15 protein-coding genes are annotated in these 13,346 nt (G+C 68.1%); 7 read left to right on the top strand and 8 right to left on the bottom strand.

The window, feature by feature from the left end; genetic code table 11:
* Window positions 1-209: 209 nt before the first annotated feature.
* Window positions 210-656, bottom strand: coding sequence for a DUF6918 family protein (locus ACFWF1_RS18600; protein WP_379291251.1), 447 nt, complete (start codon window positions 654-656; stop codon window positions 210-212).
* An 85-nt stretch (window positions 657-741) separates the two neighbouring features.
* Window positions 742-1,398: a PaaI family thioesterase gene (locus ACFWF1_RS18595; protein WP_379291110.1), complete on the bottom strand. Its 657-nt coding sequence runs from the start codon at window positions 1,396-1,398 to the stop codon at window positions 742-744.
* Window positions 1,399-1,492: 94 nt separating this feature from the next.
* On the opposite strand from ACFWF1_RS18595, the gene ACFWF1_RS18590 reads away from it, so the two are divergent.
* The 3 genes from ACFWF1_RS18590 to menE all read left to right on the top strand — a co-directional run bounded on the left by ACFWF1_RS18590 (window position 1,493) and on the right by menE (window position 4,324).
* On the top strand, window positions 1,493-2,386 hold the full coding sequence (locus tag ACFWF1_RS18590) for a 1,4-dihydroxy-2-naphthoyl-CoA synthase (protein WP_379291112.1): 894 nt from the start codon (window positions 1,493-1,495) through the stop codon (window positions 2,384-2,386).
* A gap of 1 nt (window position 2,387) precedes the next feature.
* The gene (locus ACFWF1_RS18585) at window positions 2,388-2,780 is read left to right on the top strand and encodes a VOC family protein (protein WP_379291114.1); all 393 of its coding nucleotides are present in this window, start codon (window positions 2,388-2,390) and stop codon (window positions 2,778-2,780) included.
* A 383-nt stretch (window positions 2,781-3,163) separates the two neighbouring features.
* Window positions 3,164-4,324, top strand: coding sequence for an o-succinylbenzoate--CoA ligase (gene menE, locus ACFWF1_RS18580; RefSeq protein ID WP_379291116.1), 1,161 nt, complete (start codon window positions 3,164-3,166; stop codon window positions 4,322-4,324).
* Between the two features lie 6 nt (window positions 4,325-4,330).
* Here the strand turns inward: menE and ACFWF1_RS18575 are convergent, their stop codons facing one another.
* Window positions 4,331-4,780 (bottom strand): TA system VapC family ribonuclease toxin, encoded by a 450-nt coding sequence (locus tag ACFWF1_RS18575; RefSeq protein ID WP_379291117.1) that lies wholly within the window; start codon window positions 4,778-4,780, stop codon window positions 4,331-4,333.
* On the bottom strand, window positions 4,780-5,010 hold the full coding sequence (locus ACFWF1_RS18570; protein ID WP_379291119.1) for an antitoxin: 231 nt from the start codon (window positions 5,008-5,010) through the stop codon (window positions 4,780-4,782). Before ACFWF1_RS18570 ends, ACFWF1_RS18575 begins: the two co-directional genes overlap by 1 nt.
* 91 nt (window positions 5,011-5,101) lie before the next feature.
* Between ACFWF1_RS18570 and ACFWF1_RS18565 the strand changes: the two genes are divergently transcribed.
* Both ACFWF1_RS18565 and ACFWF1_RS18560 read left to right on the top strand, forming a co-directional pair.
* On the top strand, window positions 5,102-6,085 hold the full coding sequence (locus ACFWF1_RS18565) for an ATP-binding cassette domain-containing protein (protein ID WP_379291121.1): 984 nt from the start codon (window positions 5,102-5,104) through the stop codon (window positions 6,083-6,085).
* Window positions 6,082-6,918: an ABC transporter permease gene (locus ACFWF1_RS18560; protein ID WP_379291123.1), complete on the top strand. Its 837-nt coding sequence runs from the start codon at window positions 6,082-6,084 to the stop codon at window positions 6,916-6,918. The genes ACFWF1_RS18565 and ACFWF1_RS18560 overlap by 4 nt, the downstream gene beginning before the upstream one ends.
* 133 nt (window positions 6,919-7,051) lie before the next feature.
* On the opposite strand, the gene ACFWF1_RS18555 is transcribed toward ACFWF1_RS18560, so the two are convergent.
* Window positions 7,052-10,357 carry a BTAD domain-containing putative transcriptional regulator gene (locus ACFWF1_RS18555; protein WP_379291124.1) on the bottom strand — a complete coding sequence of 1,102 codons (3,306 nt, stop codon included), beginning with the start codon at window positions 10,355-10,357 and terminating at the stop codon, window positions 7,052-7,054.
* A 156-nt stretch (window positions 10,358-10,513) separates the two neighbouring features.
* Between ACFWF1_RS18555 and ACFWF1_RS18550 the strand changes: the two genes are divergently transcribed.
* Both ACFWF1_RS18550 and ACFWF1_RS18545 read left to right on the top strand, forming a co-directional pair.
* Window positions 10,514-10,981: an SRPBCC family protein gene (locus ACFWF1_RS18550; protein WP_379291126.1), complete on the top strand. Its 468-nt coding sequence runs from the start codon at window positions 10,514-10,516 to the stop codon at window positions 10,979-10,981.
* A 72-nt stretch (window positions 10,982-11,053) separates the two neighbouring features.
* Window positions 11,054-11,923 (top strand): 1,4-dihydroxy-2-naphthoate polyprenyltransferase, encoded by an 870-nt coding sequence (locus tag ACFWF1_RS18545; protein WP_379291128.1) that lies wholly within the window; start codon window positions 11,054-11,056, stop codon window positions 11,921-11,923.
* Window positions 11,924-11,937: 14 nt separating this feature from the next.
* Here ACFWF1_RS18545 and ACFWF1_RS18540 read toward each other — a convergent pair whose 3' ends face one another.
* From ACFWF1_RS18540 to ACFWF1_RS18530, 3 genes are all read right to left on the bottom strand, one after another.
* Complete coding sequence (locus tag ACFWF1_RS18540) at window positions 11,938-12,324, bottom strand: phage holin family protein (RefSeq protein ID WP_379291130.1); 387 nt, start codon at window positions 12,322-12,324, stop codon at window positions 11,938-11,940.
* A gap of 128 nt (window positions 12,325-12,452) precedes the next feature.
* Window positions 12,453-13,049 (bottom strand): Clp protease N-terminal domain-containing protein, encoded by a 597-nt coding sequence (locus ACFWF1_RS18535; protein ID WP_379291132.1) that lies wholly within the window; start codon window positions 13,047-13,049, stop codon window positions 12,453-12,455.
* Window positions 13,049-13,270, bottom strand: coding sequence for a helix-turn-helix domain-containing protein (locus ACFWF1_RS18530; RefSeq protein WP_357385499.1), 222 nt, complete (start codon window positions 13,268-13,270; stop codon window positions 13,049-13,051). The genes ACFWF1_RS18535 and ACFWF1_RS18530 overlap by 1 nt, the downstream gene beginning before the upstream one ends.
* Between the last annotated feature and the right edge of the window lie 76 nt (window positions 13,271-13,346).

Raw genomic sequence — 13,346 nt, 5'->3', positions numbered from 1 at the left:
CGGGCCCCCGGGGTGTCTGGGGGCCGCGGGGCCGCCACTCGCCATTGCGTCCCAGGCGCTGCGGCCACTCGGCCACGAGACGGGCCGCGAACGGGCAATGCTCGGTCTCGCTTCGCTCGAAACCGGCGGTTTTGCCAATGGGTTTGGTGTTGCACATCGACGGCCAGAGCCTTTGCGCCCTTCGACGTGCAACATCATCGCCTGCTAATTCAGTTGGCGTGCTTCTGAATCAGGTCGCCGACGCGCGGCAGCGCCTCGATGACGTTCTTCTTCGCCGACGAACGCATCGACGAGTAGACCTTCTTCAGCGCCGGCCGGGTGGACGCGTCGGCGCGGGCGTCGGTGACCGAGAGCAACGCCTCGGCGACCTGGTCGGACTTGGCGACCAGCAGATCGCCGAACGTGCCCGACCCCGTTGCGGCGAATTCCTGCCAGAACGGGTCCAGCTGCGCAACGAGCTTGGGCGCCAACGACGCCAGCGCGTCCGGCACGATCGACGGGCTGATCTTCTTGACCGCCGCGTAGCCACCCTTCACAGCCAGGCCGGACGCACCACCCTTGTCCGAGACCTCGGCATCAAGAACCTCGACGGCATCGGCAAGAAAAGCCGGGCGCTTGGCGTCGTCGAGCAGGGATTCAGACAGTGCTGCAACCACTTTCAGGTCCTCCGGAATAGGTTTCGATGAACGAGCAGGCGCAACTATACGCATCCTCGCGCAACTGGTCGCGGCACTCACCGGCTCAAGGCTGCCACGGCAGCAACTGCACCATCAATCCTTCACAATCGGCGAGCAGATTGCCCTGCTCATCGAGCAATTCGGCGGTGATGAAGGTCTTACGCCCCTCGGTGCGATCGACACGACCGCGAATCGTCAGCGGCGTCTGCAGCGGAGTGATCTTGCGATAGTTCACATGCAGATACGCGGTGCGACTGATCGGCCGTCCGGCGTAGTGCACGATCATGCCGAGCAGATCGTCGAACAGCAGCGGCAGCACGCCGCCGTGCGCCGCGCCGTTGCCGCCGAGATGGAAACGGCGGAACTCACCGGTCATCCGGATGCCGTCCGGACCCGCCTCGACCACCTGCCACGGCAGCAGCAGAAGGCTTCCGCGGCCGGGCAATTCGACGGCGCGGCCCGCTGGTCCCTGGAGCTCGGGCGCACGGTGCGGCTCGAGCAGCGCGATGAGTTGATTGGCCTCGTCGAGCGCGTCGCCGAACACCTCGTCGGGCGCGTCTACCGAAACCGCGAGATCCTGCAGCGTCCGCATCGCCTCGACGAACGGGCCGAAATTGCGCCCGATCTTCGCGCGGGACACCTTCGGGAATCCCCCGTGCTTCTCGTACCGGGACTCATCGACCGCGCTGCGATCGATAACCGGTTTCACTGCATCACTCATATATGCACGGTAACGCCTAGTTTTACACCGTCAAGTCGTGGCAGTTCCACACACCGGATCAGCCAACTCAGAGCCAAGGGCAATAATCACTGGCGTGACGTTCAATCCGAAGTTGTGGCGACCCGTCCCCGGGTTCGAGAATCTGACCGACATCACCTACCACCGGCACATCGAACAGGGCACTGTCCGTGTCGCTTTCGATCGTCCCGAGGTGCGCAATGCGTTTCGCCCGCATACGGTCGACGAACTCTATCGGGCGCTCGACCACGCTCGGATGACCTCGGACGTCGGCGCGGTGCTGCTCACCGGCAACGGCCCGAGCGAGAAGGACGGCGGCTGGGCCTTCTGCTCCGGCGGCGATCAGCGCATCCGCGGCCGCAACGGCTACCAGTACGCCAGCGGCGACACCGCGGACACCGTCGACCGGGCCCGCGCGGGCCGGTTGCACATCCTCGAGGTGCAGCGACTCATCCGGTTCATGCCGAAGGTGGTCATCGCGCTGGTGAACGGCTGGGCGGCGGGCGGCGGGCACAGCCTGCACGTGGTCTGTGATCTCACCCTGGCCAGCCGGGAGCACGCCCGCTTCAAGCAGACCGACGCCGACGTGGGCAGCTTCGACGGCGGTTACGGCAGCGCCTATCTGGCGAAGATGGTCGGCCAGAAGTTCGCCCGCGAGATCTTCTTCCTCGGCCGCCCGTACACCGCCGAGGAGATGCACCAGATGGGCGCGGTGAACAAGGTCGTCGACCATGCCGAACTGGAAGACGTCGCGCTGGACTGGACCGCCGACATCAACGGCAAATCCCCACAGGCGCAACGGATGTTGAAGTACGCGTTCAACCTGCTCGACGACGGGCTGGTCGGCCAGCAACTGTTCGCGGGCGAGGCGACGCGGATGGCCTACATGACCGACGAGGCCGTCGAGGGCCGCGACGCCTTCCTGGAGAAGCGCAAGCCCGACTGGACTCCGTACCCCTGGTACTTCTGACATGGACATCCTCAGCAGCCGAATCATTTTGCGGCCTGCCGACTACGCGCGCACGCTCGATTTCTATCGCGACGGGCTCGGGCTGGCCATCGCGCGGGAGTATCCGGGCGGCACGGTCTTCTTCGCTGGACAGTCGCTGGTGGAGGTGGCCGCGCACGGCGGATCGGGCCGGCCGTCCGCGTTCGACGGGGCCATCTGGCTCCAGGTGCGCGACGCCGCGGACGCCGCGGCGGAGCTCGCGCTGAAGGGCGTCGCCATCGATCGGGCGCCCGTTCAGGAGCCGTGGGGACTGATCGAAATGTGGGTGCGCGACCCGGACGGGGTGCCGATCGTGCTGGTCGAGATACCGCCGGATCATCCGATCCGCCGCGATGAGCGCAGGTCAGCGGACTGACCTTACATTCGCACGTGCGATCGGCCGGTGGACCGAGTTGCCAAGGGCCGCCGCGACGAGGACGATTGCGCTCGGATGGCCCCCGACCGCCGATGTCCGGGCCGGCCGCCGTGCGTAACCCGTCCGACGAGTGAATCGCAGTCTCGATGCCTGGCGTACCTGAGCCCCATTTCCTGGGGGCGGCCACACATGTCTCCTGCCGCCCCAGCAAACCGACCACCCGTTCCGCGTTCGGCGACGCGGCCATGACACGATCGCTACCGTGAGCGAGCGCAGTGGGCGAGCCGTAGGCACAGTGCCTCTGGGAACGATGGGGCCGAGCGCCGGCGAGGTGGGGTCGTGAGTGAGCCCGGCGGGCATCCGAGCGTTGCCGGGGTGCGCGCATGAGCCGCACTCTTCGCACACTTCCTATGCCCACCGGGTCCGGTGCGGGCGAGGTCCTTCCCCATCTGCGAGAAGCGTTGGAGGGCAGCGGGCCCGCGTGGTTGCCGATCCCCACCAGCGACCGCCGCGAGGCCAGGCGACTCAGTGACGCGCTCGCTCCGGGCGAGACGATCGATGACGATGTCGCGCTCGTGGTGACCACGTCCGGCACCACCGGCGTGCCCAAGGGCGCGATGCTCAGTGCCGCCGCGCTGCGGGCCAGCGGCACCGCCACGCACGACCGGCTCGGCGGTCCGGGCAGCTGGCTGCTGGCCCTGCCGACGCATCACATCGCGGGCATTCAGGTCCTGCTGCGCAGCATCCTGGCGGGCACCCAGCCGACCATCCTCGACGTGTCGGGCGGGTTCCTGCCCGAGGCCCTGGCGGGTGCCGTGTCCGGTATGCGCGGCGACCGGCGCTACACCGCGCTGGTGCCGACCCAGCTGATCAAGGCGCTCGACGCACCGGTCGCCGCGGCGGCGCTCGCCCAATTGGACGGCGTCCTGGTCGGCGGCGCGGCCACCCCGCCTCCGGTGTACGAGCGCGCGAAAGCGGCCGGTATCAACGTCGTTCGCACCTACGGTATGAGCGAGACCTGCGGCGGCTGCGTGTACGACGGCATCCCGCTGGACGGCACGCAGGTACGCATCGAGGACGGCAGGGTGCTGCTCGGCGGCGCGATGATCGCCTCGGGCTACCGCGGCCAACCGGACAATCCGGCCTTCGCCGAGCCCGGCTGGTTCCGCACCGAGGACGCGGGCACCTTCGACAACGGCAGGCTGAGCATCACCGGCCGGCTCGACGAGGCGATCATGACCGGTGGCCTGCTGGTGATCCCGCAGGTCGTCGAGGCCGTGCTGATGAACCATCCGGCCATCCGCGAATGCGTGGTGCTCGGCCTGCCGGACGAACGCCTCGGCCAGCGGGTCGCGGTCGTGGTGGTACCCGCCCCCGGTGCGGTGCCGACCCTCGACGAACTACGCGAACACGTGGTGGCCGAACTGGATTCGATCGCCGCCCCGCGCGAGCTCACGCTGGTCGACGAGATCCCCATGCGCGGCCCGGGCAAGCCCGACCGCACCACGCTGCGCGAAAAGCTGCTCGCCGACGCGAGTCACTAGCGCCGTTCAGCGCTGTCCGTGCACGACTCGGTCCGGGAACGGATCGCGGACCGAGATGGCCGGATACCGCCGAAAGTCCCGATCCCGGGTATAGATCGTCGATACGCCGTGCTCGAGCATCAGTGCGGCAATCACCGCATCGGGCACGTCATTGCCGCGCCCACCACCGATCTGGGTATAGCAGCGCCAGAAGTTCGCGCCTTCCGCGACGACCCGAATCGACGGCGACGCCAGCACCGCCTCGACCGCCTGATGCGCCATCGCGATCGGCAGTGGCGACGAGCAGATCGCCGGATGCGTCACGATCCGCAGGTAGCTCTCCAGCACCGGCCAGAACACAGTCGTCAGTTCCGGGCCGCGCAGTAGCTCTTGCATGAGCGTGGACGCCTGCTGGTGGACCGGAGACCCGCTGTCCGAGGCGTAGACCAGGATGTTGGTGTCGACGGTTCGCGACATCAGACATCCGCATCCAGTGCGGCGTACAGCGCGTGCTTGTCCTCGATATCGACACGGACACCGAGGTTCTGACTCGGCCAGGCGATATCGGCAACGAGCTTCGGCTCGTCCCTCGCGAGTTCGCGGGCCAGCAGTTCGGAAACCAATTGCCCCAATGTCTTTCCCTCCCGTTTCTGTCGACGCCGAAGTTGTTCCAATACGACTGCGTCGATATCTATCGTCGTCCGCATGCATCAGATGCTACGCCTCTCTGCATCTGATGCAAGAGCCATGTCATAGTCGTGCAAGGGCCGTGCAAGAAGTCGGCCGCACCGTGTAGCCATGACTTCTTTCGCACCCACTTCAGCACTCGCCGTCGAGGCGGACGGGCTGGTCAAGGTGTTCGGGGAACAGCGCGCCGTCGACGGTGTGAGCTTGGCGGTTCCGCAAGGCTCGGTGTACGGCGTGCTCGGACCGAACGGGGCCGGCAAGACCACGACCATCAAGATGCTCGCCACGCTGCTCCGGCTCGACGGTGGCAGCGCCCGCATCTTCGGCCACGACGTGGTCGCCGAACCGACGGCCGTGCGGTCGCTGGTCGGCGTCACCGGGCAGTACGCGTCGGTCGACGAGGATCTGTCCGCCACCGAAAACCTGATCCTGTTCTCCCGCCTGCTCGGCCTCGGCCGGACCGACGCCCGGCGCAAGGCGGCCGACCTGCTCGAGGAGTTCGACCTCGTCGAGGCGGCGACCAAGCCGCTCAAGAACTTCTCCGGCGGCATGCGGCGCAGGCTCGACCTGGCCGCCAGCCTGATCGCGACCCCGCCGCTGCTGTTCCTGGACGAGCCGACCACCGGCCTCGACCCGCGCACCCGCGCCCAGATGTGGGAGACCATCCGCAGGCTGGTCCGCGAGGGCGCCACGGTGCTGCTCACCACGCAGTACCTGGACGAGGCCGATCAGCTGGCCGATCGCATCGCGGTGATCGACCACGGCAGGGTGATCGCCGACGGCACCGCCGACGAGCTCAAGGCCTCGGTCGGCGGCTCGTCACTGCACCTGACCCTGACCGACCGGGCTCAGCTCGGCGAGGCGCGTCGCATCGTCAGCGAGTTCCTCGGCGTCGATGCCGTGAGCACGCCGGAGGCCGGTCGGCTCACCGCACCGCTGCAGGATGCCGGGATGACCGCCGATCTGCTGATTCGCCTGCGCGAGTGGGAGATCGGCATCGACGAGATCACCGTCAGCAAGCCGAGCCTCGACGAGGTCTTCCTCACCATCACCGGCCGTCCGGCCGACGACGACACCGAACGGAGCGCGGCATGACGACGATCACCGCACCAGTTACGCCGCGGCGCGCGGCACCTGTCAACATTCCCGAGGTCAGCAACCACATCAGTGTGCGCAAGACCGTGGAGAACTCGTTCACCATGGCCTATCGCGGCCTGCTGAAGATCAAGCACAATCCGGAACAGCTGTTCGACGTGACGGTCCAGCCGATCCTGTTCACCGCGCTGTTCGCCTACATCTTCGGCGGGTCGATCGGCGGGTCGGTGCACGACTACCTGCCGACGCTCATTCCCGGCATCCTGGTGCAGACGGTGATCCTGACCTCGGTCGTCACCGGCACCCAGCTGCGCGAGGATATGGACAAGGGTGTCTTCGACCGGTTCAAATCCCTGCCCATCGCCCGCATTTCGGCCCTGGCCGGTGCGCTGATCGCCGACATGGTGCGCTACACCATCGCGACGGTGCTCACCGTGGTGGTCGGGCTGGCCCTCGGCTACCGGCCCGGCGGCGGCTTCGTCGGCGTGGTCGCGGCCGGACTGGTGATCATCGTGTGCTCGTTCGCGGTCAGCTGGATCTGGGCGCTCGTCGGCGTCACCGGCAAGAGCGCCTCTGGCGTGCAGGGCATTTCGATGATGATCATGTTCCCGCTGACGTTCATGTCCGGTGCGCTGGCACCGGTGAGCAAGATGCCGGGCTGGCTGCAGGGCCTGAACCACGCGAACCCGGTCTACTACATGGTCAACGCGGCCCAGGACCTGATGAACGGCAACATCTACGGCGCCAACCTGGCCTACTCGCTGATCGGCGCGGTGGTGGTGATCGTCGTCTTCGCCCCGCTGGCCGTCAAGGCGTACATGCGCCGGGCGTGACAACCGAAAACCGATGAGGGACAACGCAACGCCGGTCGACCATGGGTCGGCCGGCGTTGCGTCGTGTGCGGGCAGATCCGGTCGGCATCGACAGCCCGGCCCGATCGGTTTGCCGGACAAGCAGATTCGCCGCTCAGCGCGCGTTCTGCAACTCCGCGAAAATCTGCATGATCCGGTCGGACGAATCCCGCCGGCGCATCCGCGCCACCTTGGCCCTGGTCTCCGCCAACGGGCCGGGGCCGAGCAGCCGGTCGACCGATTCGGCGTGCGTGGACCAGCGCATCGACGGAAAGTCCTGGCGGCCGAAGACCTTCGGCGCCAGCGCGAGCAGTTCCAGCCCACGGTCCCGATCTCGCTCGGCGGCGATCAGATACGACCCGATCGCACAGGCGACCGCGCCGATCTGCGGCAGGTCCTGGAACTGCGCCATCGTCGGCAAGACGAGATCGACCAGATTGCCGACGAGTTCGCCGCAGGCCGCCACCGCGCCGTACAGCACGCGCGCGTCCAGTACGGCGGCGCCGAGCATGAGCCCGCTCGGCCCCGGATTCGCCTCGTTGCCCGGCCAGCCGGACAGCTCCAAGGCCCGTTGATAGCGGCTGAGCCCACCCTCGATATCGCCCTCGGCGAGCGCCACCTCGGCGGCGGTCTGCATCATCGTGGCCAGCAGATGATTCTTCCCGCCCACCGCGCCGTCGAGGTCCGAGGATCCGAGCGCGATCTCCAATTCGCGCCGGGCTTCCGGCAGGTAGCCGGCGCCGAGCAGCGATGCGACCAGCATCGCCCGGGTCTCGACGGTGTCCTCGTAGGCCCCCAACCGCTGCAGCATGCCGAGCCCGCGGCGGTAGTGCCCCACGGCCTTGTCGTACTCGGCGATCTGGCCGTACACCTGGCCGAGGTGCCTGCACACCATGGCCACACTCCAGACATTGTCCCGGCCGACGATGTCGAGCGCGCGGACCGCGTCGACCGTCGAACCTCGCACGTCGCCGAGGTTCTCCTTGATATTGGCGCGCAAAAGTAATGCGGTGGAACGAGTTTCGAGATCCTTCGACCGGATGGAATTCGCGATCAGCCTGGCCAGCCCGCGACCATCGGCGCGGGTCAACACGACGCTGCCGACGAAGCGGTTGGCGGCGCTGAGATCGGTTCGGCTGCGCAGCAATCGGCGGATCCGGGTGCGCAGCCGCACCAGCTCACGCGTGTCGGCCCGGCTGAAAGCCAAGTGCAGGAACATCGTCTGATAGCTCATCAACACCAGGTCGCCGGGTGGCGCGTCCGGTCCGGTATCGGCCGGGCGGAGTTCGGCGACCCTCGGCGCCCAGGCGACCACCTCCAGGTGCGAACCGCGCAGCACCCACAGCATGGAGATCACCGGGAACACCGTGTACGCGGTGGCGGCGTCACGTCGTTCGAGCGCATAGCGCAGTGCCGCAAGCAGATTGTCCAGCTCGGTGGCGACCGAGAGGGCGAGCTCCACCTGATCGCCGGTGAGGTAGCGGTCCGCCGCGGCGGCGGCATAGTCCTTGGCCCACAACATCAATCGATCGGCCATCAGGTCGGACTCGGCCGGGCAGGCGGCCAGCTGTTCGTCGCCGTACTCGCGCACTGTCTCCAGCATGCGGTAGCGGGTGCCGAGGACCTCGTCGTCGAGCATGGTGAGCAGCGACTGGTTCACCAATCCGTCGACCGCCGCCGCGACGTCGTCCACCTCCGGCCCGCCGACCACCGCCTCGGCCGCGGACAGCGTGAAACCCGCTGGGAATCGGCACAATCGGCGCAGCGCCACCTGCTGCGGGGCACCCAGCAGATTCCAACTCCAGTCGATCACCGCGTGCAGGGTGCGGTGGCGTTCGGGCGAACTGCGATCGCCGTGGCGCAGCAGCGCGAACCGATCCGCCAGCCGCAGATTGATCTCCTCGACACTCATCACCCGGACCCGCGCGGCGGCGAGTTCGATGGCCAAGGGCAGGCCGTCGAGGGTGTGGCACAGCTGCGCGACGATCTCGGGATCGAGCCGAACGCCGGGCCGCACCGACCTGGCGCGCGCCGCGAACAGTTCGGTCGCGGGCGAACCCGCCGCGTCGATGGTCAACGGCGGCAACGGATATACCGCCTCGGCGGTGATCATCAGCGGCGCTCGGCTGGTGGTCAGCACGGTCAGCAGATCGGCGACGCCGATCAGATCGGCGACCACCCGCGCGGTGGCGTCGATCAGATGCTCGCAGTTGTCCAGGATCAACATCATCGGACGCGCGGCGACCGCATTGCGCAGTCGCTGCCTGCTCGCCGCGACGACCTCACGGTTGTACAGCGCGGACGTGCCGAACGATGTATCGCTCAGGCCGAGCACCGCGCTGATCGCGGCCTCGATCTCGAGCACGACGTCGGTATCCTCCGCGCGGATCGAGGCTAGCTCCACCAGCACCACCGAGCGGGTGCGGGCTATCCGCGCGCCGACCTCGTTGGCGATCCGGGTCTTGCCGGACCCGCCGGGGCCGAGCACCGTGACCACCCGCGACGTGCGCAGCAGTGCGTCGAGCATGGTCAGATCGGCCTCTCGGCCGAGCAGTGGATTGGGTGCGGCGCGCAGGCCGATCGCGGCGGGCATGGCGAAGTCCGCGTCGGGGAGCGGCGCGGCGCCGTGTCCGGAAGGTGTTGCCGCGCCGTGAGTTTGCGGAGCCGTCGGGGTTGCGGCGGCGACGGGGCCGAGCGGGTCACCGCGCAGGATCGCGGTATTCAACTCGACCAGCGCCGGTCCGGGGTCCGCACCGAGCTCCTCGGCCAGCCGAGTCCGGAAGGCGGCGAACGATTCCAGCGCCTCGTTGGGGCGGCCCGCCACGGCGAGCAGCCGCATCAGGGTGAGCTGATCGGGCTCGTCCAGTGGGCTGAGGCGCGCCCGGAACCGGGCGATCCGCAGCGCGCCGTCGAGGTCGCCGGTCGACTCGCGCGCCGCCAGCTCGAGTGCGTCCAGTTCGGCGAGCCTGCTCGTCGCGAGGGCGTGCAGCGCGTCCGCGACCTCACCCGGCGGCAGATCCGCGCCCGGCTCGCCGCGCCACAGCGCCCGCGCCTGCGCGACCGCGTCGAGGCAGCCCGTGTCGTCACCGGCGGTCCGGCAATCGCGGGCCAGGCGCGCCAGTTCGGCGACCCGGGTCAGATCCACCTGATCCGCACGCAACGTCAGCCGATAACCGGCCGGGCCGATCTCCAGCGCGCCGTCGGGCAGCGCGGAACGCAGCCGGGACACCTGGGTGTGCAGCGCGTTCATCGGCGCACGCGGCGGCTGCTCGCCCCACACGTCATCGATCAAGGACTGAGCGCTGCGGCTACGGCCGGGGCGCAGGGCCAACGCGGCGAGCAACAGGCGGGAGCGAGCGCCGGGTAGCGCAGTCAGCGCGCCGTCCCGGCGCAGCGCGATCTCGCCCAGCAGGGCGACCACGACTGGTTCACCTGCGGGCGCCCGCAACGCTTGACCGCGGCCATTCGGGCCGCGTTGATCCGACAACATCCCGCGGTAATCGTATGCGAGTGAGGCGGTCCGAGCCGACATGGTTTTTTACCCCATTTCCAGTGGTCGGTCGCCTACGCTGTCCGCATGGCTGAGTTCGAAGTGGTCCGGCAGGCCGTGATCTCGGCCGAGCCGTCGCGTATTCACGGGTTGATCGACAACCTGCACGAGTGGACGAAATGGTCCCCCTGGGAGGATCTCGACCCGCAGTTGCAGCGCACCTACACCGGCCCGGACGCCGGTATCGGCGCCAAGTACGCCTGGGTCGGCAACCGTAAGGCCGGTGCGGGCAGCATGGAGGTGGTCGCCAGCGCCGACCGCGAGATCGGCATCCAGCTGGTCTTCGAGAAGCCGTGGCAGGCCACCAACCAGGTGCTGTTCGAGCTGAACCCGACCGAATCCGGCGCCACCGAGGTGGTCTGGCGGATGAGCGGGACGCAGCAGGGCCTGATGAAGGTGCTCTCCAAGATCCTGCCGACCGACAAGATCGTCGGCAAGGACTTCGAGAAGGGCCTCGCGCGGTTGAAGGCGGTCGCCGAGGCCAACGGGGCCTGAGCGCCTTGCCCGCGCACGGCTGGGCGCTGGCTCTGAACGACTAATGTCCGACCGCGACACTATGCTGCGGGGATGGCTACAGCAGCGCAATGGATCGAGGGCGCGCGTCCACGCACCCTGCCGAACGCAATCGCCCCGGTGCTGGCAGGCACCGGCGCCGCCGCCTCGCTCGACGGTGCCGTGTGGTGGAAAGCCGTTCTCGCGCTGCTGGTTTCGCTGGCCTTGATCGTCGGCGTCAACTTCGCCAACGACTACTCCGACGGCATTCGCGGCACCGACGACGTCCGGGTCGGCCCGGTGCGGCTGGTCGGGCAGAGACTGGCCTCGGCCGCCGCGGTGCGCAATGCGGCGATCCTGAGCCTCGGCATCGCCGCCGTGGTCGGCCTGATCCTGGCCGCGACCACGGCATGGTGGTTGTTGCTCGTCGGCGTGGCCTGCCTGGCGGGCGCCTGGTTCTATACCGGCGGCAGTAAGCCCTACGGCTACAGCGGCTTCGGTGAGATCGCGGTGTTCGTGTTCTTCGGCCTGGTCGGCGTGCTGGGCACCCAGTACGTGCAGGCGGAAAAGATCGACTGGGCGGGCGTGGTGCTCGCGGTCTCGGTCGGCGCGTTCTCCAGCGCCGTGCTGGTCGCGAACAACCTGCGCGATATCCCGACCGACTCGCAGTCCGGAAAGGTCACCCTGGCCGTCAAACTCGGCGACCCGCGGACCAGGACGCTGCAGCTCGCGCTGCTCGCCATCCCGTTCCTCGGCACGCTGCTCCTGGTGGCACGCACCCCGTTCGCGTTGGTCGGCCTGCTGGCCATTCCGCTCGCGGTGCGCGCCAACGCGCCGGTCCGGTCCGGCAAGGGCGGCCTGGAACTCATTCCGGCGCTGCGCGACTCCGGCCTCGCGATGCTCGCCTGGTCGGCGCTCACCGCGTTGGCCATCAGCTTTGTCTGACGGACCGAGCCGCGCTAGTCGTCGCCGTCCGGGACCAGGATGCCGAGCACCCAGTTGACGATCGAGACGATCAGGCCGCCGATCACCGCGGCCCAGAAGCCCTCGACGCGCAGGCCGTAGTCGGTGGTCTCGGTGATCTTCGCGGTCAGCCACAGCATGAGCGCGTTGATCACCAGCAGGAACAGGCCGAGCGTGACGATCACCAGCGGCAGCGACAGCAGCTTGACGATCGGTTTGACCAGCGCGTTCACCACCGTGAACACCGCGGCGACGGCCAGCACGACGAGCACCTTGCCGACATTGCCGTTGTCCGCCGGACTGATGATGTCGATCTTGTCGACCCAGGCGGCGGCCAGCCAGATGGCCACCCCGTTGATGATCAACCGAATCAGAAGCTGCATGCGCCCATGCTAAAACGACCGGGCGGACATGTGTCGTCTCAAAACGCAATTCACGGCGGCCACGCGGCGTGACCGCAGCGGTCTCCGCGAACGTGCTTGCTTCGCCGAGACGACACATGTCTCCCATCTCAAGCCGCGCGATCGAGCAGCGCGTGCACCTTGGGCCGCAGGTCGTGGATCGGCCCCGAGCCGCCGAACAGGCCCACGGTGGTCTGGTTCGGCGCGCGCAGGATGCCGAGCAGTACGTGCCCGGATTCGATGGTCTTGTCCTTGCGGGCCAGCGCCTCCCGCAGGGACAACTCGAGCACCTTCTTCGAGTCCCTCGTGAACGGGATGTGGCCGTAGGTGACGGCGCGGCCCCAACCGAACGGACCGCGCCGCCCCTCGGGTATCGGACGGTCGAGCGCGTCCTCGCCGAAATTGGCCTGCAGCGACTCCCGCACGGCGTCGAGGTCGATACCGATCGAGCGCAACGCCTCGGCGTCCTCTTCGCCCAGCGGTTCGCTCCCCAGCGGTTCGCCCTTGCGCTGCGCCGCCAGCGCGGTCATCACGCTCTCGTGCGTGACACCCGCCTCGGCCAACAGCGCCTTCAGGTCCTCCTCGCCCTGCGACAGCAGGCCGAGCAGCACGTGCTCGATCTCGATGCTCGGCGAGCGCAATTCGCGCGCGTCCTCCTGGGCCATCACGATGGCCGTCCTCGCCGACTTGGTGAACCGTTCGAACATCAGCGGTTCCTGCCTCTCTGATTGTGCTTCTGGTGGGCTGCCTGCTTGCTGACCTCGAGCGCCTCCGCGATCGCCTGCCAGGACCAGCCCTGTTCGCGGGCATTGGCCACCTGGATGGCTTCCAGACGTTCGAGCAGCCGCCGCAGTGCGAGCACCGCGCGCAACCCGACCTTGGGGTCGGGGCTGCCCGCGGCGGCCGCCAGAGTGGTTGCTTCTGTCATGTCGTCAATTTTGATTGACGCACCGGATGGATGTCAACAAAAATTGACGCGAAGATTGTTCACGGTCGGCGAACAC

The organism is Nocardia sp. NPDC060255 (assembly GCF_042727395.1).
Classification (GTDB): Bacteria; Actinomycetota; Actinomycetes; order Mycobacteriales; family Mycobacteriaceae; genus Nocardia.
The sequence above is the reverse complement of the archived record's forward strand: the minus strand, read 5'-3'. Positions and strand labels throughout refer to the sequence as shown.

Excerpts from the sequence above, each read along its gene's own strand:
- ACFWF1_RS18585 (WP_379291114.1), top strand. The coding sequence starts at position 2,388 with ATGGACATCCTCAGCAGCCGAATCATTTTGCGGCCTGCCGACTACGCG.
- ACFWF1_RS18540 (WP_379291130.1), bottom strand. The coding sequence starts at position 12,324 with ATGCAGCTTCTGATTCGGTTGATCATCAACGGGGTGGCCATCTGGCTG.
- ACFWF1_RS18530 (WP_357385499.1), bottom strand. The coding sequence starts at position 13,270 with ATGACAGAAGCAACCACTCTGGCGGCCGCCGCGGGCAGCCCCGACCCC.
- ACFWF1_RS18565 (WP_379291121.1), top strand. The coding sequence starts at position 5,102 with ATGACTTCTTTCGCACCCACTTCAGCACTCGCCGTCGAGGCGGACGGG.
- ACFWF1_RS18535 (WP_379291132.1), bottom strand. The coding sequence starts at position 13,049 with ATGTTCGAACGGTTCACCAAGTCGGCGAGGACGGCCATCGTGATGGCC.
- ACFWF1_RS18595 (WP_379291110.1), bottom strand. The coding sequence starts at position 1,398 with ATGAGTGATGCAGTGAAACCGGTTATCGATCGCAGCGCGGTCGATGAG.
- ACFWF1_RS18560 (WP_379291123.1), top strand. The coding sequence starts at position 6,082 with ATGACGACGATCACCGCACCAGTTACGCCGCGGCGCGCGGCACCTGTC.
- ACFWF1_RS18550 (WP_379291126.1), top strand. The coding sequence starts at position 10,514 with ATGGCTGAGTTCGAAGTGGTCCGGCAGGCCGTGATCTCGGCCGAGCCG.
- menE (WP_379291116.1), top strand. The coding sequence starts at position 3,164 with ATGAGCCGCACTCTTCGCACACTTCCTATGCCCACCGGGTCCGGTGCG.
- ACFWF1_RS18570 (WP_379291119.1), bottom strand. The coding sequence starts at position 5,010 with ATGCGGACGACGATAGATATCGACGCAGTCGTATTGGAACAACTTCGG.
- ACFWF1_RS18545 (WP_379291128.1), top strand. The coding sequence starts at position 11,054 with ATGGCTACAGCAGCGCAATGGATCGAGGGCGCGCGTCCACGCACCCTG.
- ACFWF1_RS18575 (WP_379291117.1), bottom strand. The coding sequence starts at position 4,780 with ATGTCGCGAACCGTCGACACCAACATCCTGGTCTACGCCTCGGACAGC.